A 20,801-nucleotide genomic window follows, 5' to 3' on the forward strand; every position below is an offset into this window, starting at 1 on the left:
CCCCTATGCACCTAAGTGAGATCACTCACCCCAACCAGCTCCGCAACCTCAGCCTCAGCCAGTTGCGCAGCCTAGCCCGCCAGATTCGCGAAAAGCACTTGCAAACGGCTGCCAACTCTCCAGTCGGCTGTCACCTGGGGCCGGGGCTGGGCGTGGTGGAGCTGACCTTGGCGCTCTACAAAACCCTCGACCTGGATCGCGACAAGGTGATTTGGGATGTGGGCCACCAAGCCTATGCCCACAAAATGCTTACTGGCCGCTACCACAACTTCCATACCATTCGCCAGAAAGGAGGGATTTCCGGCTACCTGAAGCGGAGTGAGAGCCGCTTCGACCACTTTGGGGCCGGGCACGCCTCCACCAGCATCTCGGCAGCCCTGGGCATGGCCATCGCTCGGGATCGGCGGGGAGAAAACTTCAAGGTGGTGGCCATCATCGGGGATGGCGCCCTGACTGGGGGCATGGCCTATGAAGCCATCAACCACGCCGGGCACCTGCCCAAGACCAACTTGATGGTGATTCTCAACGACAACGGCATGTCGATTTCCCCCAATGTGGGGGCCATCCCGCGCTATTTAAACCGCCTGCGCCTCAGCCCACCGGTGCAGTTTTTGGCCGACAGCCTGGAGGAGCAGCTAAAGAACCTACCTCTAGTTGGCTCCAGCCTCAGCCCGGAAATCGACCGTCTCAAGGAGACGGTGAAGCTGGTTACTGCCGTGCAGAACAACAAGGCCGGCATCATCTTTGAGGAGCTGGGCTTTACCTACGTAGGGCCGGTGGACGGGCACAACCTGGCGGAATTGTTGGATGCTTTTGAGCTGGCCCACGGCATCTCTGGGCCGGTGCTGGTGCACGTGGCTACGGTCAAGGGCAAGGGCTACCCACCGGCAGAGGCTGAGCAGGTAAGCTATCACGCCCAATCCCGCTTCGACCTAGCCACCGGCAAACCCTATCCTCCTACCAAACCCACTCCCCCTAGCTATAGCAAGGTCTTCGGCCACACTCTTTGTAAACTGGCGGAGCGGGATCCCCGCATCATTGGCATCACGGCGGCTATGGACACCGGCACCGGCCTAGACAAGCTCAAAGAAAAACTGCCGGATCAGTTCGTGGATGTGGGGATTGCCGAGCAGCACGCTGTTACTTTGGCTGCTGGCATGGCCTGCGAGGGGATGCGACCGGTGGTGGCCATCTATTCCACCTTCCTGCAGCGGGCCTACGACCAGATCATCCACGATGTCTGCATTCAAAAGCTGCCGGTCTTTTTCTGCTTGGATCGGGCAGGGGTGGTGGGAGCGGACGGCCCCACCCACCAGGGCATGTACGACATTGCCTATCTGCGCTGCATTCCCGAGATGGTGCTGATGGCCCCCAAAGACGAGGCGGAGCTGCAGCGCATGGTGGTGACCGGGATCCAGTACACAAAGGGCCCCATCGCCATGCGTTACCCGCGCGGAGCTGGCGTGGGGGTGCCTCTGGCCGAAGAGGGGTGGGAGCCCATTCCCATCGGCAAAGCAGAGGTGCTGCGCAGCGGCGGCGAGGTCCTGATCCTAGCCTATGGGTCGATGGTGCATCCCAGTTTGCAGGCAGCGGAGATCCTCAAGGAACACGGCATCTCCACGACGGTAGTCAATGCCCGCTTTGCCAAGCCTCTGGATACCGAGCTGATCCTGCCCCTGGCCCAACAGAGCCGCCTGGTGGTGACGGTGGAAGAAGGCTGCCTCATGGGCGGGTTTGGCTCGGCAGTGGGGGAAGCTCTCCTGGATGCCGATATCCGAGTGCCGCTGTTGCGCCTGGGGGTGCCGGATGTGTGGGTGGAGCACGCCACTCCTGAAGAATCGCTGGCGGAACTGGGCCTGAACAGCGTCGGCATTGCCGAGCGCATCCGGGCCAAGGTCGAGGCCCTTCAGGGACAGAGGGCCTCGCAGGCTCAAGCTATTCTGGGCAGCTCCTGAGCCTACTCTTTCCCAAGGCCCATCTGCTGGTTGAACTGCTCGATGGCGGCTTGCTGCAGAGCCTCTGCAACAGGACGGGTGCGCAGGAGGATTTGCACATCCCGCAGCAGGTTCTCCCGCCACAGGTTCTCCCGCAGCACCTCTAGCCGGGCATAGCTGGGATCCAGGCGCATGGCCTTGGCCCCCAGTTCTTCCGCCCGTTCGGTTTCGCCGCGAACGTAGAGGGCCGTAGCCAGGGCTAGGTAGGGCTCTGCCACCGCGTCGTTCATCTCGATGGTGCGTTCCCAACGCTCGATGGCCGCCTCCAGATCCCCTTGTTCATAGTCCACCAGGCCGATGTTGTTCATGGCCGGCCAATAGGCGGGATCCAACTCCAAGGTTTTCTCATACTCCTGCCGGGCGCGATCCCATTGGTCGAGCATGAGGTAGGCATTGCCCAGTTGAAAGCGGGCGTTGGGGCTATCTGGCTGCAAGGCAACAGCCCGTTCCAGGGTTTCAGCGGCGGCAAAATAGCTGCCCTGCCGCAAGTAAGCAGATCCCAGCGAGTAGAGAATGTCGGCGTCGTCGGGAGCCAGGGCGCGGGCCTTTTGCAGCGCTTGGATGGCTTGGCCATAGTCTCCTAGCTCCAGGTGGACGTTGCCCAAAACGTAGAGCAGCTCGGAAGAGGTGGGCACCATGGCCACCGCCAGTTGCAGGCGGCGCAGCGCCTCTTCCGTCTGGCCAAACTGGGCCAGCCGCAGCGCGTCCGTGGCCAGTTGCAGCCCCTGCGCCCGCATCAACTCCCCATTGGGCAGGGGAACACGCAGCAACACCTGGGCTCGAGCGGGATCCCATTTCCCTCTCCCCAACACCATGGCGAGGCCCAGCGGCAAGGTTAGCAAAAACCGGACAGACAACCGGAATAACAGTGGCGGCATGACACCCACGCAAAAACAGGCCATGCCCATGTTAGCTGCAGCAAGCGGGGATCCTTCCTGCCAGGACTGGTTTCAACCATATTGCTATCCAACGCTGTCGCGAACGTGTCGGCGGCCTCCAACTCCCCCCTCCCTGAGGAAGAGGGGCTGGGGGTAAAGGCAGCGATTGAAACAAACTAGAGGCGTCGCCACCGCCGCCCCGACTGGGCCAGCAGGTCTTCGGCGGCCTTCGGCCCCCAGGTGCCGGCTTCGTAGGTGTACAGCGGCGGCGCAACGCTGCTGCCATTGCCGCCGGGCTGGGCTTCCCAGGCCGATAAAACCGGCGTCACCACCCGCCAGGCGGCTTCCACCTCGTCAGCGCGGGTGAACAGGGTGGGATCCCCCAGCAGGCAGTCCAACAGTAGGCGCTCGTAGGCATCTGGCGTGGTTGACCCAAAGGCTGTCCCGTAGCGAAAATCCATTTCCACCGAGCGGGTGCGGATCTCCGGCCCCGGCATCTTGGCCTCAAAGCGCAAGGAGATGCCCTCGTTGGGCTGTATGCGCAGCACCAGGATGTTGGGGCTCACCTCCCGCGCTGCCGAAGGAAAAAGAGATAGCGGCACCTGCTTAAAGTAGATGGCCACCTCGGAGACCTTCTTGGCTAGGCGCTTGCCGGTGCGCAGGTAAAAGGGCACCCCTTTCCACCGCCAGGTGTCGCATTCCAGCTTCAGGGCGGCATAGGTGGGGGTCTGCGAGTTGGGGTTGACATTGGGCTCTTGGCGATAGCCTGGCACCGGCTTGCCGCCAATCCAACCAGGGCCGTACTGGGCCCGCACTGCTGCCGCAGCTACATTGCGAGTGTCCGCCAGGCGGGTGGCCTGCAGCACCTTAGTCTTTTCGTTGCGCACGCCGTCGCTGCGCAAGGAGACGGGCGGCTCCATGGCAGTCAGGCAATAGATCTGCATCAGGTGGTTTTGCACCATGTCCCGCAGAGCGCCGGCAGCGTCGTAGTAGCCGGCCCGGTCCTCCACCCCCACCGTTTCCGCCACCGTAATCTGCACATGGTCGATGTAGTTGCGGTTCCAGAGAGGCTCAAAGATGGCGTTGGCAAAGCGAAAGACCAGCAGGTTTTGCACCGTCTCTTTGCCCAGGTAGTGGTCGATGCGGTAGACCTGCTCTTCCTGACAGATCCGCTGTACGATGCGGTTCAACTCCTGAGCCGAGGTGAGGTCGTGGCCAAAGGGCTTTTCGATCACCACCCGCGTTTTGGTTGGATCGGCCAACATCCCCGCTGCCCCCAACTGCTGGATGGCCTGGGCGTAGAAGTCCGGCGCCACCGCCAGATAAAACACCCGGTTGCCGCGGGTGCCCCGCTCCTCATCCAGTTGGCCGAGGAGTTGCTTGAGACGCAGGTAGCCCTCGGCCTCTCCGATATCGAGGCGACAATAGAACAGGCGGCTGGCGAAGTCCTGCCAGAGGGCTTCTGGCCCCAGATCTTGGGGGGCAAATTCTTCCAGGGCCGCCCGCATCTTGTCCCGATAGACCTCGTGGCTCCAGTCGCGCCGGGCCACCCCCACCAGGGTAAACTCCGGCGGCAGCCGTCGCTGCACGAATAGCCGGTAGTAGGCCGGGATCAGCTTGCGGGCGGCCAGATCTCCGGAAGCACCAAACTGCACCAAAATACAAGGATCCGGAATGCGCTCTTGGTTGAGGCCAACGCGCAAGGGGTTTTCAGTCAGGGTTGCCATAGGGTCGGCTCAGCTTGGGTGGGCGGGGTTGGGAAGGGTGGCTAGGGGGTCAACGACCCTTCCAGGCAGCGCAACACTTCTTCCACATTCTTGCGGCTGCCGATAATCAAAGGCACTCGTTGGTGCAGGGATTGGGGCACGATGTCCAGGATGGCCTCGGTGCCGGTGGTGGCTACGCCTCCCGCCTGCTCAGCCAAAAACGCCAGCGGGTTGGCCTCGTACATCAGCCGCAGCTTGCCCTCTGGTTTTTGCCGGGTGCCAGGGTAGAGATACACTCCTCCCTGCAACAGGATGCGGTGAAAATCCGCCACCAGAGCGCCGCTGTAGCGGGCGGTGTAGCCATCGCGGCGGTGGACATAGCGGACATAGTTCTGGATCCCTTCGCTCCACTGACAGAAGTAGCCCTCGTTAAGGCTGTAGACGGAGCCGCGTTCGGGAATGCGAAGGTCGCTCTTGGAGAGGATGAACTCGCCCAAGCTGGGATCCAGGGTAAAACTGTGTACTCCCTTGCCGACGGAATAGACCAGTTGCGTGCTGGGGCCGTAGAGGATGTAGCCGGCGGCCAGTTGGCGACGGCCTGGCTGGAGGAGATCTTGGTTGTCTGCTTCCGGACGATCCTCAAGGGGGTGAAGAACGGAGAAGATAGAGCCGACGCTGAGGTTGGCGTCAATGTTGGAGGATCCATCCAAGGGATCGATCAGCAGGGCCAAGCGGCTGAGGGAGCAGTTTTCCGGCAGGCGGGCCGGCGTTTTCAGCTCTTCTGATACCAGCCGGCACACCAGGCCGGTCTGCTCCAAAGCGCGGATGAAGGCCCGGTTGGCGTAGTCGTCCATCCGCTGCTGCTCTTCCCCCTGCACATTGACGCTGCCGGTTACCCCCAGCGTCCCCTCGATCAGCCCTGCCTGGCTGAGGCGGCGGGCGATCATCTTGCCGGCCAGAGCAATGCGGTTCATCAGGGCGCTGAAGTCTTGGGCCTCAGGGGTAAAGCCGCTAAACTGCTGCAGCACATGCCGGGAGAGGGTAAGCACATCCCGCGCCATCTCGCGCTCGGCGCTGCTGGGCACTACGGGCGGAGAAGAACTGACCACCATAATCGCAGGCTTCCTCAGGATTCTTACTAGCTAGGCTGGCCAATCCCGACAGCGAGAGCCGAGAACTTACAGGGTTGCTTTAGATTTGGCCTGCCGGCAGGGTTCTCGTTCGGCTTGCCTGGCGAAAAACCGAGTAGGATAGGTTCTACTTGTTTTTTTTGAATTTTTTTTGAATTGGATCCCAGCGCGGGCTTATTGTCCCGCTCTTTACCTATGATGGCCAACCCTCCTTTTCCGCTGCGCAGCCAAGTGGTCACCCAGGGGGTGCAGCGCTCTCCCAACCGCGCCATGCTCAGGGCCGTGGGCTTCCGTGATGAGGACTTCGGCAAGCCCATCGTCGGCATTGCCAACGCCCACAGCACCATCACTCCCTGCAACATCGGCATCCAAACCCTGGCCGAGCGCGCCGAAGCTGCCCTCAGGGCCGCCGGCTGCATGCCTCAGGTCTTCGGCACCATCACCATCAGCGACGGCATTTCCATGGGTACGGAGGGGATGAAATACTCCTTGGTGTCGCGGGAGGTGATCGCCGATTCTATCGAGACGGTGGTCAACGGCCAGAGCATGGATGGTCTCTTGGCCATCGGCGGCTGCGACAAAAACATGCCGGGGGCGATGATCGCCATGGCCCGTCTCAACGTGCCCGCCATCTTCGTCTACGGCGGCACCATCAAGCCGGGGCATTACAACGGCCGCGACCTCACCATCGTCAGCGCCTTTGAAGCCGTAGGGGAGTACAGCGCTGGCCGCATCTCCGAGGACGAGCTGCTGGCAGTCGAGCGCCATGCTTGTCCCGGTGCTGGATCCTGCGGCGGCATGTACACGGCCAACACCATGTCCAGCGCCTTTGAGGCCATGGGCATGAGCCTGCCCTACTCTTCCACGATGGCGGCAGAGGACGAAGAGAAAGCCGAAAGCGCTGCCCAATCGGCCAAGGTCTTGGCTGAGGCCATCCAAGCCAATATCCGACCCCGGGACATCATCACCCGCCAGAGCATTGAGAACGCCATCTCGGTCATCATGGCGGTAGGGGGATCCACCAACGCCGTGCTCCACTTTTTGGCCATTGCCCACGCAGCAGAAGTGCCCCTGACGCTGGATGACTTCGAGACCATCCGCGCCCGCGTGCCCGTCCTCTGCGACCTCAAGCCTTCAGGCCGGTTTGTTGCCACCGATCTGCACCGGGCCGGCGGGATCCCCCAAGTAATGAAGATCTTGCTCAACCACGGCCTGCTGCACGGCGACTGCCTCACCATCTCCGGCCAGACGATTGCCGAGGTTTTGCGGGACGTGCCCGACGAGCCCAGCCCCGACCAAGAGGTCATCCGCCCCTGGCACAGCCCCCTTTACCCCCAAGGGCACATCGCTATCCTCAAAGGCAACCTCGCGCCCGAAGGGGCGGTGGCCAAGATCAGCGGCGTCAAGACTCCCAAGATCGCGGGGCCGGCGCGAGTCTTCAACTCAGAAGAATCCTGCCTGCAGGCCATCCTCGCCGGCCAAATTCGACCGGGGGACGTAGTGGTGATCCGCTACGAGGGCCCCAAGGGCGGCCCCGGCATGCGGGAGATGCTCTCCCCCACTTCGGCCATCATCGGCGCCGGCCTGGGGGACAGCGTGGGCCTGATTACCGATGGCCGCTTCTCCGGCGGCACCTACGGCATGGTGGTGGGCCATGTGGCCCCTGAGGCCTACGTAGGCGGCCCCATTGCCCTGGTGGAGGAAGGGGATCTCATTACCATCGATGCCCCCGCTCGCCTGTTGCACCTGCATGTTAGTGAGGAAGAGCTGGCCCGCCGCCGCGCCCGCTGGTCTCCTCCTGAGCCTCGCTACAAACGGGGCACCCTAGCCAAGTACGCCAAGCTGGTCTCCAGCAGCAGCCTGGGGGCGGTGACGGATTTGAACTTGTGGGATTAGGCCCTTCACCCCCGGCCCCTCTCCCTCAGGGAGAGGAGAGGTTTGAGTACGACTCTTGCAGGAACAGAGACAAGAAAGCGGCAGGAATCCCTGCCGCTGGGTTTTATTGGCTGACTGCATCAGCGCCAGTTAGGCACCGATGATGCCGCCGTCATTTTTGGTGATCACCACCACCGCCGAGCGGGGGTAGACGTCGTCCTTGTAGTCGGGCCAGCGAGAAATGATCTTGCCGGCGGCAAAGTCCTCGTCACTGGTGGTGGAGCCGGGGTGCTGCACGTTGATGAACATGGTGCGCTGATCAGGAGTGGTAACCACACCGGTAATCTCCTGTCCAATCGGCCCTACCAAGAAGCGGCGAATTTCTCCCGTGTCGGGATCGGCGGCCAGCATCTGGTTGTTGCCGAACTGGGCGAAGTCCCCCTTGTTAAGGCTGCTTTCGCTGATGTCGGTCTGGATCCAGAGGCGACGGCTGGCGTCGAACCACAGCCCATCGGGAGAATTGAAGATGTTGTCTGCGTTGAGAGGCTGCCCTGACAGGGTACGGCTGTCGGCGGAGGGGCCGGCCAAGACAAAGATGTCCCACTCGAAGCGGGTGGACTGGGGACTGCCCATCTCTTTCCAGCGGATGATGTGGCCCCACTGGTTCTTGGGACGGGGGTTGGCGGCGTTCACCTGGTCTGGTTCCCGGCGGCTGTTGTTGGTCAGGGTGAAGTAGACCATGCGGGTTTGCGGATCCACCGCTCCCCATTCGGGACGATCCATCTTGGTGGCGCCGACGAAATCCGCCGCCGTGCGGGTGTTCACCAACACGTCCGCCTGGCTGGTGAAGCCATTCTCGGGCGTGAGGCCGTTTTGCCCAAACACCAGCGGGATCCACTCCCCTGTGCCGTCTTCGTTGAACTTGGCCACGTAGAGGGTGCCTTTATCCAACAGGTGGCCACCTGCCGTCTCCTTGCGGTAGGGCTCGGCAGAGACGTACTTGTAGATGTACTCGAAGCGGGCATCGTCCCCCATGTAGAGCACAATCGGCTGCCCTTCCACCGGCGGCTGGAACACCACGCCCTCGTGGGCAAAGCGGCCCAGAGCCGTGCGCTTCTTGGGCGTGCTGCTGGGATCAAAGGGATCGATCTCCACCACCCAGCCGAAGGTGTTGGGCTCGTTGCGGTAGTCCTGGGTGGGATCGGCGCCCGTGGGGGTGGCGTTGAAGCGGATGAACTCGTCGGCTTTGTTGCTGGCCAGCTCCCAGCCGTAGCGGGAGGTCTCGGTGCTCACGCCGTAGCGCTTGTGCTCGCGGGGCAGGTTGGGCTTTTGATCCGGCCCTTTGCTGGTGTTGGTGAAGTAGCCGGCCCAGTTTTCTTCGCAGGTGAGGTAGGTGTTCCAGGGGGTAACGCCGTGGGCGCAGTTGTTCAAGGTGCCCCGCGTCATCGTGCCATCGGGGCTGAACTTGGTCTTGACGAAGTCAGATCCCCGCACAGGCCCGTGGATCTCCATGAGGGTGAGGCCGGTAATGCGGCGGTTGAGGCGATCCCGCACCACAGTCCAGTTGCCGTCCCCCTGCTGCTTGATGTGGACAATGCTCACCCCGTGGGCGTTCAGCTCTTTGAGTACTTGATCGGGATCGCGGCTGCCGTCGGGATTGACCGGATAGTCCTCGTCGTCAAACTTTTGCCCCTTGGCGGCAGCGTGCATGAAGCGCGGCTCCACATACTCGTGGTTGAACACCAACAAGCCCTCATCAGAGCGGCCCTGCCAGGGATCCTTCCCATCAATGGGGAAGAAGTGCATGCCGTCGTGGTGGCTGCCCACCTGCATCCCTTGCTCGGCGCCGGTGTTTTCCAGCTTGAACTGTGGGTAGGTGCCGGTGATGGGGGTACCCCAGGCCAGCAGCGGTCGAGCCGTGTAGCCTTCGGGCACCACCACTTTGTCTTCTGCACTCACGGGGATCGCCTTGAAGCCCAGCAAGGAGCTGCCGCTGGCCGCTTTGGCAGATTTGGAAGCGCCGTTTAGCGCCGGCAGGCCGAAAAAGGTGGCCACTGCCGCCGCAATGCCGCCCTGCAGCACTTGGCGCCGCTGCAGGCGGGTTTCCAGAATGCTGCTGAAGGTAGGGTTGGGCGAATGATTGCACAGAGGCTCGTCCCCATGACGGAGCCGGGGGCCATGCGGATTGCTATTCACTTTGGTTCTCCTCTTCTCTTGTCTTGTCGGTCTTCTAGAAGCTAGATGTTTTACAAAAAACATCTATTCCCCGCGTGACTGTTTTCACGCATAAGGATAGGCACTACAAAACTAGTGGCTCGAAGTTAAGGAGAGACCAAGCCCAGGTTAAGCCTTGCCGATTTGGAGAATTTCTTTAGATCGACGTAACAATTTTTTTTAACGATTTGTTGCGATGAGGCAGGGCATTGCTGCGGCTGCCTGTCAGGATCTTTCTCGTAGCCTGGAGAACAGATACACCCCATCGCAATGGTAGAGAAGTCGAAATGAGGTTTCGTTTTGTAAAGCGGCAATCAGGGTCTGGGAGAACTCTGGGCTGCTGCGCCACCCCGGATGGCGGCTGTTGAGCAAGACATAATCAAAGGGATCCCATTGGTCGGGAGGGGATCCCTTAAAGCGGCTCTCGTCGGTAAAGTAAATAACCCGCCGATGGGTGAGGTGGGGGCTGATCTCATGGGTGGTGAGAACGCCCCCTGAGGTGGCGATCTGGGCAAGGGCCTCACGAGTGGCCTGCCAAGTGTCGAGAGACTGGAGATAGAGGGAGCCGAAAAAGGTATACTTGGCCAAAGCCAAAAAAGCCAGCAAAGACCAGATCAGGGCTGTTTTGTTTACTTTCGCAGAAGAGGCGGGAGGGTTGGTCGTCTTCCCGTTTTCGATAACAGCTAGAAATAGAAAAGGAACAACAGGCAGCGCGTACTGGTGCACCAGGTCCCGATAAGCAGGATTGCTAGAAAGGATATTCAGCCCCAAAGTTGGCAGGGCAGGGATCCAGGGATCCCAGTGGCGCCAAGAGAGGCCCCAAGCCACAGGGATGACTAACAAAAATCCATAGAATAGGGTGTCGAGAGAGAAGACCTTGCCCAGGACTAATGTTGGCTTGAGAACCAAGTTTTGGATAATTTCAGGAACAGAACTGCCCAAATAGCTATAGTGAGAAACGGCTGCCGGCTCGCTGCCACTGAAGTGAGGAATAATCCAAAAAGTAGCCACGCCAAACCAAGCCGACCCTGCCGCTATGGCAAGCCAGTCGGCCACTTGGCAGCGCCGTTGCCAGCGCTTGTCAATCCGCCGGCTTTCCCAGATCAAAAGCCAAACTCCCAGGGCAGCGACATTGAGAGACAATGCCGCCTTACAGCCGAGGATGCCGCCTAGGCACAGCAAAAACCCCCACAGCTTGCCAGAGCGAACACAGAGTATAGCGGCCAAAAAAAGGGGAACGGCCAACACTTCTGGATGAAAATCAAAAAGGTTGGCGTTGAAGATGGCTGGGTAGAGAAGATAGGCGGCGGCAATTGTTCTCGCCCTGCCAGAATCAATCTCGGCCTGGAGCGCCAGATGGTAAACGGCCAGCGCTCCCAGCGTTAGTGCCAGAGCTTGGATGCCAAACAGCCAATATACAGAGGGAACAATGCGATACAAGAGACTGAGAGGATACAAGATAAAAGCTGCGTGATCCCCAAGAATGTGGATCCCGCGAATAGTAGAAAAAGGAACCTCGCCACGGCTGATTAAATAAACAGCTTGGTCGAAAATACCGAGATCATACCCTCCCGACTGAAACAAGTGGTGCCGCACAACGCTGCAGCCTAAAAGAACAAAGAAGGCTCCAACCAGCGTTGCCAAGAAAGACTTGGACAGAGGATGTTCCTTCATTGCCGCCTACAACTTGTTTAGCGTAGAATCCAAGCTCTGCCAGCTAGCAGTAAGACCGCAAGCCAGCTCAAAGACAGCCCCTTTTTCTCTGGCAAGAGAGGCTCGAATCCGGCTAGCTGGAAAAATTGCAGGAAGGAGGGATCCCTACCCAAGCAAGGCAAGAGGCTGGGGGTGGGCCCCCGCGGGGAGAACGCCCAAAGCCTTGAGAAGGTCTAAAGTTTTGGGATCTTTCCACTTTTCCTTTCTAGGATACGGGCAGACTCTCCAGAGCCACTGGGTGGGGAATTTTGCATGAGTGACGCCATCCGCTACGACCTGCTTTTGGTGGGGGGGAGCTCCTCCAACCTGATCCTGGCCCATCGCCTTTTGGATCTGGCCAAGCTCTCGGGGCTCAAGCTCTCCATCGCCCTTTTGGAAAAAGCCCGGCAATTCGGCGGGCACATCATCAGTGGTGCCATCTGCAATCCCCAGGTAATCGCCAGGCTTTTCCCGGATTTTGAGAGCCAAGGATTTCCCCACGAGGGGCGGGTGGAGGTGAGCCACCTGAGCGTACTGGGATCCCAGGAGCGCTGGGACTTGCCAGAGGCGGCGATCCCAAAGGGGCTGCGCAAACAGGGGCAGTTCATCCTTACCCTCAGCCATGTCATCCGCTGGCTGGCCGAAACCCTGCAGGAAAAAGCCAAAGGGATCCCCAACGTCACCCTGGATGTGTTCCCCGGCTTTGCCGCCCACGAGATCCTCTATGACGGCGAGCGGGTCATTGGGGTGCGGGTAAGCGACTCCGGCCAGGTTTATGAAGATTGCGTCTTTGCCGAGCTCACCTGCTTCGGGGACAAGGGATTTATCTCCAAAGATCTGGTCGAGAAGTTTCACCTGCGCCCCCGCCCGCAACTGTGGTCGGTGGGGGTCAAAGAGCTGTGGCAGATCCCTTGCTCACTGCAGGGGCAGGTGTGGCATACCCTGGGCTACCCGGTTTTGGATGGCAGCTTCAGCGGCGGCTTTGTCTACGGCCTCAAAGATAACCGCCTGGCCCTGGGCTTGATCATCGGCCTCGACAGCAAAAACCCCAACCTCAACCCGCAGCAGCGCCTGCAGGAGTTCAAGGCCCACCCCTGGATCCAGTCCCTCATTGCCGGCGGCAAGTTGCTCAAATATGGGGCTGCCGTCATTCCTGAGGGGGGCTACTACAGCTTGCCCAGCCGCTTTGGCGTCGAAGGGGCTTTGCTTTTGGGCGATGCCCTGGGGGTGCTGGATGTGGGCAGCCTGGCCGGGATCAACAACGCCATGGAGACCGGCTACCTGGCGGCGGGCCTCATTCACGACGGCTTTTTGAAAGGGGATCTGCGCATCCAAGCGGCCTACCAAAAAGCAGTGCTGGAGAGCTCCGTCGGCCAAGATCTCTACCGCAGCCGCTATTTTCGGGAAGCCTTTCTGGAAAACTCCCGCCTGCTGGAAGCATACCTGCCCCAGATCTGCCGCAGCGTCGATGCCGGCCATCCCTGGCTGGGATCTCTGCGCTGGGGCCTGCAGGATCCCGTGCGTCGTGGCGGAGAACTCCTGCGCGCCTACACCTTGCTCAGCGGACGGGTCAGCGCCGGCGAGCCGCCCCCCCAAGGCTATGTCGCCCCCCATGCCGCCATCCAAGCGGACTTTGTGGCTCCCCCAGGTCTGGATCCCGAAACATTGACCACGCGAGCGGGCTATTTCTCGCGATCCGATGCCGTCTTTTTTGCGGATCCCCGCTACCCCGAAGGCAACCGGCACATCCTCGAGTTCAGCGCCGAGATCTGCCGCCAGTGCATTGCCACCTACGACAAGCTCAACCGCCCCACCCCCTGCGTGGCCGATTGCACCGCGGAAGTCCACCACATCCGCGAGCAAAACGGCATCCGCTCCCACGCCATGTCGCTGGAAAACTGCATCCAGTGCCGCACCTGCGAGATCGTCTGCCCCCACTTAAACCTGCGGGTTAACCCCAGCTACGAGGGATCCGGCCCCGACTTTTATGGGCTCTAGCCGAGCTGTGGCCAGCGAAATAGGGGCTCAGCCTTGCTGGCATTATTGACGTTCTCTCCAGGGCCCCCCGTAGACGGGGGGTTGGGGAGGACGCCATAACCCCAACTACTGGGCCAAGCCGAGATACTTGCGTCGGATATTGCTCGAACCAATACCGTGGATCGAAATCCGCAGGCGCTCGTGACATCATCATAAAGTCGAGATAAGGCGGCTTATCCCCAGGGCTAAAGTCCGGGGCTTGCGCCGCCCGACCTTTGGTTACAGCTAGAGTTGCAGGGAGCAAGGCCGTTGAATTCCGCCCCGCTGATCCCACCCGCCCCCAGTCCTGAGTTGAGCCGCGAGCAATCTTGTGAGCTCTTGCGCGGCCAGCTCAGCTTGGCCTTAAAGGAAAACAACTTGGAACAGGCCAAATCTCTCCTGCTGCCGGTGCAGCCGGTGGACATTGCCGAGGTCATTGGGGAGTTGCCGGAGGCGCAGCAGGCTCTGGCCTTTCGCTTGCTGCCCAAGGATCTGGCTATCCGCGTTTACGAACACCTGGACATAGAGCTGCAACAGACGCTGCTGCGCGAGTTCAGAAGCCAAGAGATCCAGGACATCCTGGACAAGATGTCGCCGGACGACCGGGCCCGCCTCTTCGACGAACTGCCGGCCAAGGTGGTTGCCGAACTGCTGCCGCAGCTCAGCCCCGAAGAGCGGGAAGCCACAGCCTTGCTGCTGGGCTATGCCCCCAACACCGCGGGGCGGATCATGACTCCGGAATACATTTCCCTGCGAGAGAACCTGACCGCAGCCGAGGCGCTGGAGCGGGTGCGCCTCTTGGCCCGCGAAACCGAGACCATCTACTACCTCTACGTCACCGACCAAGAGCGACACCTGACGGGAACCCTGTCCTTGCGGGAGTTGGTGATGGCCGACCCGGCCCAGCGGCTGGAGGAGGTGATGAACCGGGAGGTGGTGTTTGTCAGCACCCACACCGACCAAGAAGAAGTGGCGCGGGTCATCCAGCGGTACGACCTGTTGGCGGTGCCGGTGGTGGATGCCGAGCGGCGACTGGTGGGGATCGTTACGGTAGATGATGTACTGGACATCCTGGAGCAAGAGGCCACCGAAGACATCTACTCCTTGGGGGGGTTGCAGTCTGGAGAAGAGGACTATTTCGACCTCAGCTTTTGGCAGGCGGCCCGCAAGCGGGTGGTGTGGCTGCTGATTTTGCTGTTTACCAACACCTTTACCAGCACGATTATTGCCGGTCAGGAAGAAGTCTTAAGCCAGGTGATTGCCCTGGCGGCTTTTATCCCCCTGTTGGTGGATAGCGGCGGCAACGTCGGCTCCCAGTCTTCGACGGTGGTGATTCGCGGCCTGAGCACGGCGACGGTGCGCCTCAAGGACGGGTTTGGGGTGCTGGCCCGGGAAGCGGCGGTGGGAGCCATGCTGGGGATCATGCTCAGCTTGATCACCATCGGCTGGGCCTATGCCCTGCAGCGGGATCTCTTGGTGGCGATCAGCGTCGGGCTGAGCCTATTTGGGATTTCTGTTCTCTCTTCGGTGTCGGGGGCGGGGCTGCCCTTTTTGTTCCGCTCCTTCGGCTTCGATCCCGCTTTGATGGCTACCCCCTTCATCACCACGATTGTGGATGTGCTAGGGGTGTTGATCTACTTCTCCGTTGCCCGCTTAATCCTGGGAATCTAGCCCCGGCTGGCAACCCCTCCAAGCCCTTGCCGAACTTGGGCTAGGTTGGATCTGGTCTTGTTGCGGATCCCTGCCGATGTCTGACCATTCTGTGGAGGTCCAGGCGGCTCTCCCGGAGATCGTGGCTCGCTTGCAAGCAGCCCTGGGATCCCAGGGGCTGGGACATCTGCAGGTGCAGGCGCGTCTTTCCGGACACCGCCTGTTGCTGCGCCTGGAAGGGGATCCCCTCCCGGATGCGGATCGGCTGCTGCAGGGCCTCTTGCCAACCCTAGAGGAAATAGCGTTGAGCTACCGGCAGCGCCAGGTGGAGCTGTTTGGCTTTCCCCCCAACGAAGGGATCCCGGAGTGGCACCGCGAGTGGCGCTACCAGCCGCCGCCCAACCCCAACAGCCCCTTGTATCGCGCCCAACGCGGGGATGGAGAAGCCATCCAGTATGTGCTCGACTACCTGCTGCGCCCGCAGGGGATCCAGGCCCGCGTCCATCTGCACCCCAAGCTGGGCCTCTTACAGGTGAACTTGCAGGCAGCGGAAGTTCCGGATCCGGCTTGGGCCAAGGACTTTGTGCGGCGGGCCTTGACCCGTCTGGAATGGACCTTTGTGCAGCGGCTGCGGCTTTCCGGGCAAAAGCTGGGCTCCTTCTTGCCGGCCTGGAGCCAAGAGTTCGATCTCAAACAGCCCGCCTTTTGGCAGGCTTCCCCGACCAGGCTTTCTCCCTTTCCTTCTCCAGCAGCCGACGCCGCCGAGGGCGAGCCCTCTCCACCTTCCCCGGCCGCTCTAGACTAAAGGGCAGGGCTCAGGGGGTCGGCCATGCGGGTTGTTTTCTTTGGCACGCCGGAGTTTGCTCTGCCCTCACTGCAGATCTTGTTGCAGCCGCAGTCTCCCTTTGAAGTGGTGGGATTGGTCTGCCAGCCGGATCGGCCGCAGGGGCGAGGACAGAAGGTGCTCCCCCCGCCCACCAAGATCCTCGCCCAAGCCCACGGGATCCCGGTGTGGCAGCCTGGCCGGCTGCGGCGGGATCCAGAGGTGCTGGCGGCGCTAGAGGCGCTGGCTGCCGATGTGTTTGTGGTGGTGGCCTACGGCCAGATCTTGCCGCCGGCGGTGCTGCAGATGCCCAAGCTGGGCTGCATCAATGTCCACGCTTCCCTCCTGCCGGCCTATCGCGGCGCCGCCCCCATCCAGTGGGCCATTGCCAACGGCGAGACCGAGACCGGCGTCACCACCATGCTCATGGACGAAGGCATGGATACGGGGGCCATCTTGCTGCAGGCCAAGCTGCCCATCGAGCCGGAGCAGACCGGCTTGGAGCTGGCCTCCCAACTGGCCCAACGGGGGGCAGAGCTGCTGGTGGAAACCCTGGTGAAACTGGAAAAAGGAGAGCTGACCCCCATTCCCCAGGATGACTCGCGGGCAACCTATGCCCCCCTGCTTAAAAAACAGGACTTCCAGCTCGACTGGCAGCGCCCGGCCCAGGCCTTGCACAACCAAATCCGCGCCTTTTCCCCGGACTGTTTTACCGGCTTGCAGGGGCAGCGGATTAAGATTGTCCGCTCCGCCGCTCCCCAGTTGCACCCGCCACCTGCCGAGCTTCCCCCGGGCAGCCCCGGAGAAGTGGTGGGACTGGCCAGGGGAGAAGGGGTGTATGTGGCCACAGGGGAGGGATCCCTCCTCATCCGGCGGGCCCAACTGCCCGGCAGGAAGGAACAGTCGGCCTGTGATCTGGTCAACGGCGGCCAACTCAGGGTGGGCATGCGCTTTGAGGTGCTGCCGGATCCCTAGCCCCGGCCCCCCTCTTGTCCCCCCGCCTGCGGGGGGATGTAGGGGGGCGGGGGTGGTCGCGTTAGCGGCGCGAAGCGCTTGGAACTACTCGGGCTGGGGAAATTCCTCCCACAGGCGGGTGTGTTGGCGCAGGCTGAGGAACTGCCCGCCGCCGAGGATGAGGTGATCCAAAACCGGGATCTGCAGCAGTTGCCCCGCCTGCAAGAGTTGCCGGGTGAGAGCAAGATCTTCCGGGCTGGGATCCAAGCTGCCGGAGGGGTGGTTGTGGGCCACCAGGATGCGGCTGGCCCCTTGCCTAATGGCGCTGCGGAAGGTTTCCCGCGGGTGGGTGAGGGTTTCCGTGGCGGTTCCCCGGGTTACGATCTGCTGGCCGATGAGGCGGTGTTTGATGTCCAGGTGCAGGACGGCAAAATGCTCCTGGGGCTCCCACATCAGGTCGCCGCTTAGGGCCATGGCCGCCTGTTCCGGCGATTCAATCACCGTCCGCTCGGGGGGTCGGGCCAAAAAGATCCGCCGCCCCAGCTCGATGGCGGCCAACACTGTTGCTGCTTTGGCTGGGCCAATGCCCTCAATTTGCAGCAGCTCTCCGGCTTCCACCTGGCGCAGTTGGGCCAGGGGATCCCCTTGGGCTTCCAATGTTTTCAAGAGCAACTGGGCCAGGCCCACAGCCGAGAGCTTGCCCGGCCCCTGGCCGGTATTGAGCAAAATGGCCAGCAGCTCGGCGTGGGAGAGGCTTTTGGCCCCTTGGCTGAGCAGCCGCTCGCGCGGGCGATCCTGAAGGGGAAGGTCGCTGATCCGCAACACGTACTGGCCCATATCTTCCCTAGGTTTTCTTCAACAGCCAAAAGGGGCTGCGGCGCTCCACGGCCTGCCAAGCTGCCGCTGGGATCCCTGGCTCCGTTAGCTCAGCTACAAAGGGATCCCAGGTCACCAGATAGTCGGGCACCTGGCCTTGGGCTTGCCAGGCAGCCAGCTCCTCCAGCTTGGCGGCATAGGGCACCCGCAGCGGACCATAAAAATAGGGTACAAACGAGCGGAGCCCGTAGAGGCCAACCCTTCCCGAAAGAGCCGGTTCTGGGCCGGCAAACTGGCGGAAAAAGTAGACGGATCCCCCCTGGGTATGCTGCAACACCCTTGGGAAGATGCAGCTCCAGGCCAACTGGGCGCTGAGTCCAGTGGCCAAGAGCAAGATGGCCCATCCCCGAACGCTCTGCCGCGCCCTGATCCAGGCCAGTCCCCCCAGCACCAGGAGCAAAGCAGGGCCATAGGTGAAGAAGGGCCATTCCACCTCGGCCTGTAGGTATCCCAGGGCCAAACGGCCGGTTAGGCTGTCGGGGATCCCCAAGGCGGCCCCCACTTGGGCCCGCAAAGCCGGATCCTGGGATCCCAGCCACGGCAATAGCAGCCACAGGGCCAGCCAACCCAGGCCGCTGAGCAGGATCCAGGCAGTTTCCCCAAAGCTGGGCCCCCTTTTCTCGGCAACCAGGCCTTGCAGGCGCAGGGCGGCAAAGTAGGCGCCGATGGGGTAAAGCAGCGAGGTGTAGTGGATCAACTTGGTTTGCACCAGGAGCGAAAACAGGGCCAGCACCACCCCAAAGGCCACCAAGAGCAGGCGTTCTGCCCGCTGAGTTAAATCCGCAGCCGCCGAGTCAATACTCCTGGGGATCCTCTCCAGGATCCCGGCCAGGGCCAAAGCCCCCCAGGGAAAGCACCCCCAGGCAAAGGCCAAAAGATGCAGGTAGACCGGGCCCGGATGGCCGCTGGGGGTACTCACCAGACCCCACTGGTAGTGCCAAAACGCCGCCAGCCACTGCAGCCCCCGCGCTGTCACTTCCAGCACCAGCCAGGCCAGGGGAACAGCCGCCGCCAGGCCCAAAAAGATCACCATCTCCCCCCACCCCATTGGCGGATCCCGCTGCCAGAGCTTGTAGAGGATCCAGATGGCTAGCGGCAACACCAGCCCCACCGGCCCCTTGGCCAACACCGCCAGGCCCAAAGCCAGCGCGCCCAGAGCTCTCCACCCCTGACCGGAGCGCCCGGCCCGACGCGCCTCCTCAGCAGCCCAAAGGGATCCCAGCCCCACGCCCATACCCAAATTCAGCAGCGGGTCGATGAGGCCGGTTTTGTAGAAAAACAGGGGCAGGTAGCCCGTCAGGAGCAGGATCCCCCAGAGGCAGCCAAACCCCGCCCCGCGCAGCCGCCCTCCCCACGCCACCAAAAGGGCTACGGTGATCCCGCCAACCCAGGCATTGGGCAGCCGCGCCGCCCCTTCGTTGACCCCCAGGGCCGCCATCGCCAGGGCCTGCAGCCAAAAAAAGAGGGGGGGCTTTTCGAAAAAAGGCTCGCCGTTAATTTGCAAAGCCAGGGGATCGCCGCTGGCCAGCATCTGCCGCGCCAAGCTGGCGTAAATGAGCTCGTCCCAGTCAAACAGGTAAGGGATCCCCTGGCCCGCCCACAGCCATAGGCCGGCCAAAAGCCCCAGGGATCCCTTGAGGCGGCCCAGAAGCTTAGCCATGGACAGCTTCTAGAGGCACCACCCAGCCCACACTCTCGGGCGAGTGCAATAGCCGCAGCAACTGGGCTGCCAGAGCGGATCCCTCGATCTCTGCAGGAATCTCCACCCCACACCAGCGGCTGGAGCTCTCCCGCAAGGCCGCCACCCAATCGGGAGTTAGGGATCCCCGCGCCACCCCCATCAGTTGCGGCAGCGGATCGCGGCGGTAGAGCCCGATCCAGCGCAGGCCCAGTTGGAAGGGCCCAGGCCGAAAGCGGGGGTTGGGGCTGCCGTCCGCCTCAAACTTGCTCAGCATCAGTTGCAGGGAATAGATCTGGCGGGTATTCAAAGGGGGAGCAGCAACCCGGCGGGCGCGAAAGGTAGGCACCATCTCGGCAAAAGGCACCTGGACGGTCTGCTCTTCCCCTGGGGTGGTGTCGAAGGCATAGCCGTAGGCCGGGCTGTCCCAACCCCCTTGATCCCGCAGCAGAACCTTGTAGCGCTGCCCATCCCCCCGCAGCCGCAGCTCCAGGCCGGCAAACCCCGACACATCCAAGGGAGGCTGCCAGTTGCGGGTGCGCGTGGAAACAAAGCCGCCGAAGTTGGCCGTGGAAACCTGCCCCGTAAACAGCAGCTCGCCCTCGCCCCAGAGCAGTTGGCTTTGGCTCACCCCGCCCATCACCACATCGTCTAGGATGCCCCAGAACTGGTTCACCTGGGGGTCAGGCCGGCGAAAGTCAAAGAGCATCTGTTCCGTCTGGCCGCTGCGGCGCAGCCGCTCCAGGTGGGCCTTAGCTTCCTCCCGGTTCTCCAGACCCAGGATGACCCTGGCTGTCACCTCATCCCCTCTCTCCTGGACTTCCGCCCCCTGCTGTTGCAGCGCCTCCGCCAGCCCCACTGGTAGGCCATCGCCCAAGAAGATCACGGGAAGAGGAGCTGAAGTCGCCAGAGAAGGAGGCATGAAGTCAACCGCTGCTGCTTGGAACCCATTCTGAACCCAGCGCCATAGGTCGGCAAAGGGCAGCGCTTCGTAGTAGGTCAGCGTGTTCCAAAACCGCCCCAGGTCCCAAGGCATTGCCTACCCACTTAGAGAACGCACGCAGGAGAGATGCTTACAGGATAGCCCCAGCCAGGGGATCCCTGGCAATTGAACCGCCTTTGAGGACTCCTCAACCCTATCTGTCCCAACCTCTGCTGTCCTCTCCAGGAGGAAAGAGATCCCTTCTCCGAGTTTGCTTTTGTGTATCGCATTGCCGATCTCGGCAGGGTGGGGGCAATAACCCGACCGTTGAAGGGGCCCTGAATTCGCAATCAAACTTAACACCAAGGTCGAAGAGAACGCCTTGCAAAACGG

The 20,801-nt window shown here is 61.7% G+C and carries 14 protein-coding genes; 6 read left to right on the forward strand and 8 right to left on the reverse strand.

What is annotated here, in order from left to right:
* Positions 1-5: 5 nt before the first annotated feature.
* Entirely contained in the window at positions 6-1,955 is a 1,950-nt protein-coding gene (gene dxs / locus SYN65AY6A5_RS03060) for a 1-deoxy-D-xylulose-5-phosphate synthase (RefSeq protein ID WP_011430533.1), read from the forward strand.
* A 2-nt stretch (positions 1,956-1,957) separates the two neighbouring features.
* On the opposite strand, the gene SYN65AY6A5_RS03065 is transcribed toward dxs, so the two are convergent.
* From SYN65AY6A5_RS03065 to fbp, 3 genes are all read right to left on the reverse strand, one after another.
* Positions 1,958-2,872, reverse strand: a complete 915-nt coding sequence (locus tag SYN65AY6A5_RS03065) for a tetratricopeptide repeat protein (RefSeq protein ID WP_240527867.1) — start codon at positions 2,870-2,872, stop codon at positions 1,958-1,960.
* Between the two features lie 176 nt (positions 2,873-3,048).
* Positions 3,049-4,599, reverse strand: a complete 1,551-nt coding sequence (zwf, locus tag SYN65AY6A5_RS03070; protein ID WP_099883891.1) for a glucose-6-phosphate dehydrogenase — start codon at positions 4,597-4,599, stop codon at positions 3,049-3,051.
* 41 nt (positions 4,600-4,640) lie between these two features.
* Positions 4,641-5,639: a class 1 fructose-bisphosphatase gene (gene fbp / locus SYN65AY6A5_RS03075; RefSeq protein WP_011430530.1), complete on the reverse strand. Its 999-nt coding sequence runs from the start codon at positions 5,637-5,639 to the stop codon at positions 4,641-4,643.
* 267 nt (positions 5,640-5,906) lie between these two features.
* Between fbp and ilvD the strand changes: the two genes are divergently transcribed.
* A complete protein-coding gene (gene ilvD, locus SYN65AY6A5_RS03080; protein WP_099813398.1) occupies positions 5,907-7,604 on the forward strand; it encodes a dihydroxy-acid dehydratase in 1,698 nt (565 codons plus the stop codon).
* A gap of 129 nt (positions 7,605-7,733) precedes the next feature.
* Here the strand turns inward: ilvD and SYN65AY6A5_RS03085 are convergent, their stop codons facing one another.
* Both SYN65AY6A5_RS03085 and SYN65AY6A5_RS03090 read right to left on the reverse strand, forming a co-directional pair.
* Positions 7,734-9,779, reverse strand: a complete 2,046-nt coding sequence (locus SYN65AY6A5_RS03085) for a PhoX family phosphatase (RefSeq protein WP_099883893.1) — start codon at positions 9,777-9,779, stop codon at positions 7,734-7,736.
* A gap of 243 nt (positions 9,780-10,022) precedes the next feature.
* Entirely contained in the window at positions 10,023-11,393 is a 1,371-nt protein-coding gene (locus SYN65AY6A5_RS03090) for a DUF2079 domain-containing protein (protein WP_240530972.1), read from the reverse strand.
* A gap of 369 nt (positions 11,394-11,762) precedes the next feature.
* Here SYN65AY6A5_RS03090 and SYN65AY6A5_RS03095 point away from each other — a divergent pair, with 369 nt between their 5' ends.
* From SYN65AY6A5_RS03095 to fmt, 4 genes are all read left to right on the forward strand, one after another.
* Positions 11,763-13,487, forward strand: a complete 1,725-nt coding sequence (locus SYN65AY6A5_RS03095; RefSeq protein WP_099883897.1) for a 4Fe-4S dicluster domain-containing protein — start codon at positions 11,763-11,765, stop codon at positions 13,485-13,487.
* 288 nt (positions 13,488-13,775) lie between these two features.
* Positions 13,776-15,176 carry a magnesium transporter gene (mgtE, locus tag SYN65AY6A5_RS03100; protein WP_099813160.1) on the forward strand — a complete coding sequence of 467 codons (1,401 nt, stop codon included), beginning with the start codon at positions 13,776-13,778 and terminating at the stop codon, positions 15,174-15,176.
* Positions 15,177-15,252: 76 nt separating this feature from the next.
* Positions 15,253-15,960 (forward strand): hypothetical protein, encoded by a 708-nt coding sequence (locus SYN65AY6A5_RS03105; RefSeq protein ID WP_071813519.1) that lies wholly within the window; start codon positions 15,253-15,255, stop codon positions 15,958-15,960.
* A 24-nt stretch (positions 15,961-15,984) separates the two neighbouring features.
* Positions 15,985-16,953: a methionyl-tRNA formyltransferase gene (gene fmt / locus SYN65AY6A5_RS03110; protein WP_011430523.1), complete on the forward strand. Its 969-nt coding sequence runs from the start codon at positions 15,985-15,987 to the stop codon at positions 16,951-16,953.
* 84 nt (positions 16,954-17,037) lie between these two features.
* On the opposite strand, the gene radC is transcribed toward fmt, so the two are convergent.
* From radC to SYN65AY6A5_RS03125, 3 genes are read right to left on the reverse strand one after another with little or no spacing between them, the layout of a single operon-like run.
* On the reverse strand, positions 17,038-17,769 hold the full coding sequence (gene radC / locus SYN65AY6A5_RS03115; RefSeq protein ID WP_011430522.1) for a DNA repair protein RadC: 732 nt from the start codon (positions 17,767-17,769) through the stop codon (positions 17,038-17,040).
* 7 nt (positions 17,770-17,776) lie between these two features.
* On the reverse strand, positions 17,777-19,468 hold the full coding sequence (locus SYN65AY6A5_RS03120; RefSeq protein WP_011430521.1) for a phospholipid carrier-dependent glycosyltransferase: 1,692 nt from the start codon (positions 19,466-19,468) through the stop codon (positions 17,777-17,779).
* Positions 19,461-20,522 carry a CIA30 family protein gene (locus SYN65AY6A5_RS03125; protein WP_099883899.1) on the reverse strand — a complete coding sequence of 354 codons (1,062 nt, stop codon included), beginning with the start codon at positions 20,520-20,522 and terminating at the stop codon, positions 19,461-19,463. The genes SYN65AY6A5_RS03120 and SYN65AY6A5_RS03125 overlap by 8 nt, the downstream gene beginning before the upstream one ends.
* Between the last annotated feature and the right edge of the window lie 279 nt (positions 20,523-20,801).

Origin of the sequence: Synechococcus sp. 65AY6A5, assembly GCF_002760415.1 — a bacterium.
GTDB lineage: Bacteria > Cyanobacteriota > Cyanobacteriia > Thermostichales > Thermostichaceae > Thermostichus.

Excerpts from the sequence above, each read along its gene's own strand:
- fmt (WP_011430523.1), top strand. The coding sequence starts at position 15,985 with ATGCGGGTTGTTTTCTTTGGCACGCCGGAGTTTGCTCTGCCCTCACTG.
- dxs (WP_011430533.1), top strand. The coding sequence starts at position 6 with ATGCACCTAAGTGAGATCACTCACCCCAACCAGCTCCGCAACCTCAGC.
- SYN65AY6A5_RS03125 (WP_099883899.1), bottom strand. The coding sequence starts at position 20,522 with ATGCCTTGGGACCTGGGGCGGTTTTGGAACACGCTGACCTACTACGAA.
- zwf (WP_099883891.1), bottom strand. The coding sequence starts at position 4,599 with ATGGCAACCCTGACTGAAAACCCCTTGCGCGTTGGCCTCAACCAAGAG.
- ilvD (WP_099813398.1), top strand. The coding sequence starts at position 5,907 with ATGGCCAACCCTCCTTTTCCGCTGCGCAGCCAAGTGGTCACCCAGGGG.
- fbp (WP_011430530.1), bottom strand. The coding sequence starts at position 5,639 with ATGGCGCGGGATGTGCTTACCCTCTCCCGGCATGTGCTGCAGCAGTTT.
- radC (WP_011430522.1), bottom strand. The coding sequence starts at position 17,769 with ATGGGCCAGTACGTGTTGCGGATCAGCGACCTTCCCCTTCAGGATCGC.
- SYN65AY6A5_RS03095 (WP_099883897.1), top strand. The coding sequence starts at position 11,763 with ATGAGTGACGCCATCCGCTACGACCTGCTTTTGGTGGGGGGGAGCTCC.
- SYN65AY6A5_RS03120 (WP_011430521.1), bottom strand. The coding sequence starts at position 19,468 with ATGGCTAAGCTTCTGGGCCGCCTCAAGGGATCCCTGGGGCTTTTGGCC.
- SYN65AY6A5_RS03065 (WP_240527867.1), bottom strand. The coding sequence starts at position 2,872 with ATGCCGCCACTGTTATTCCGGTTGTCTGTCCGGTTTTTGCTAACCTTG.
- SYN65AY6A5_RS03105 (WP_071813519.1), top strand. The coding sequence starts at position 15,253 with ATGTCTGACCATTCTGTGGAGGTCCAGGCGGCTCTCCCGGAGATCGTG.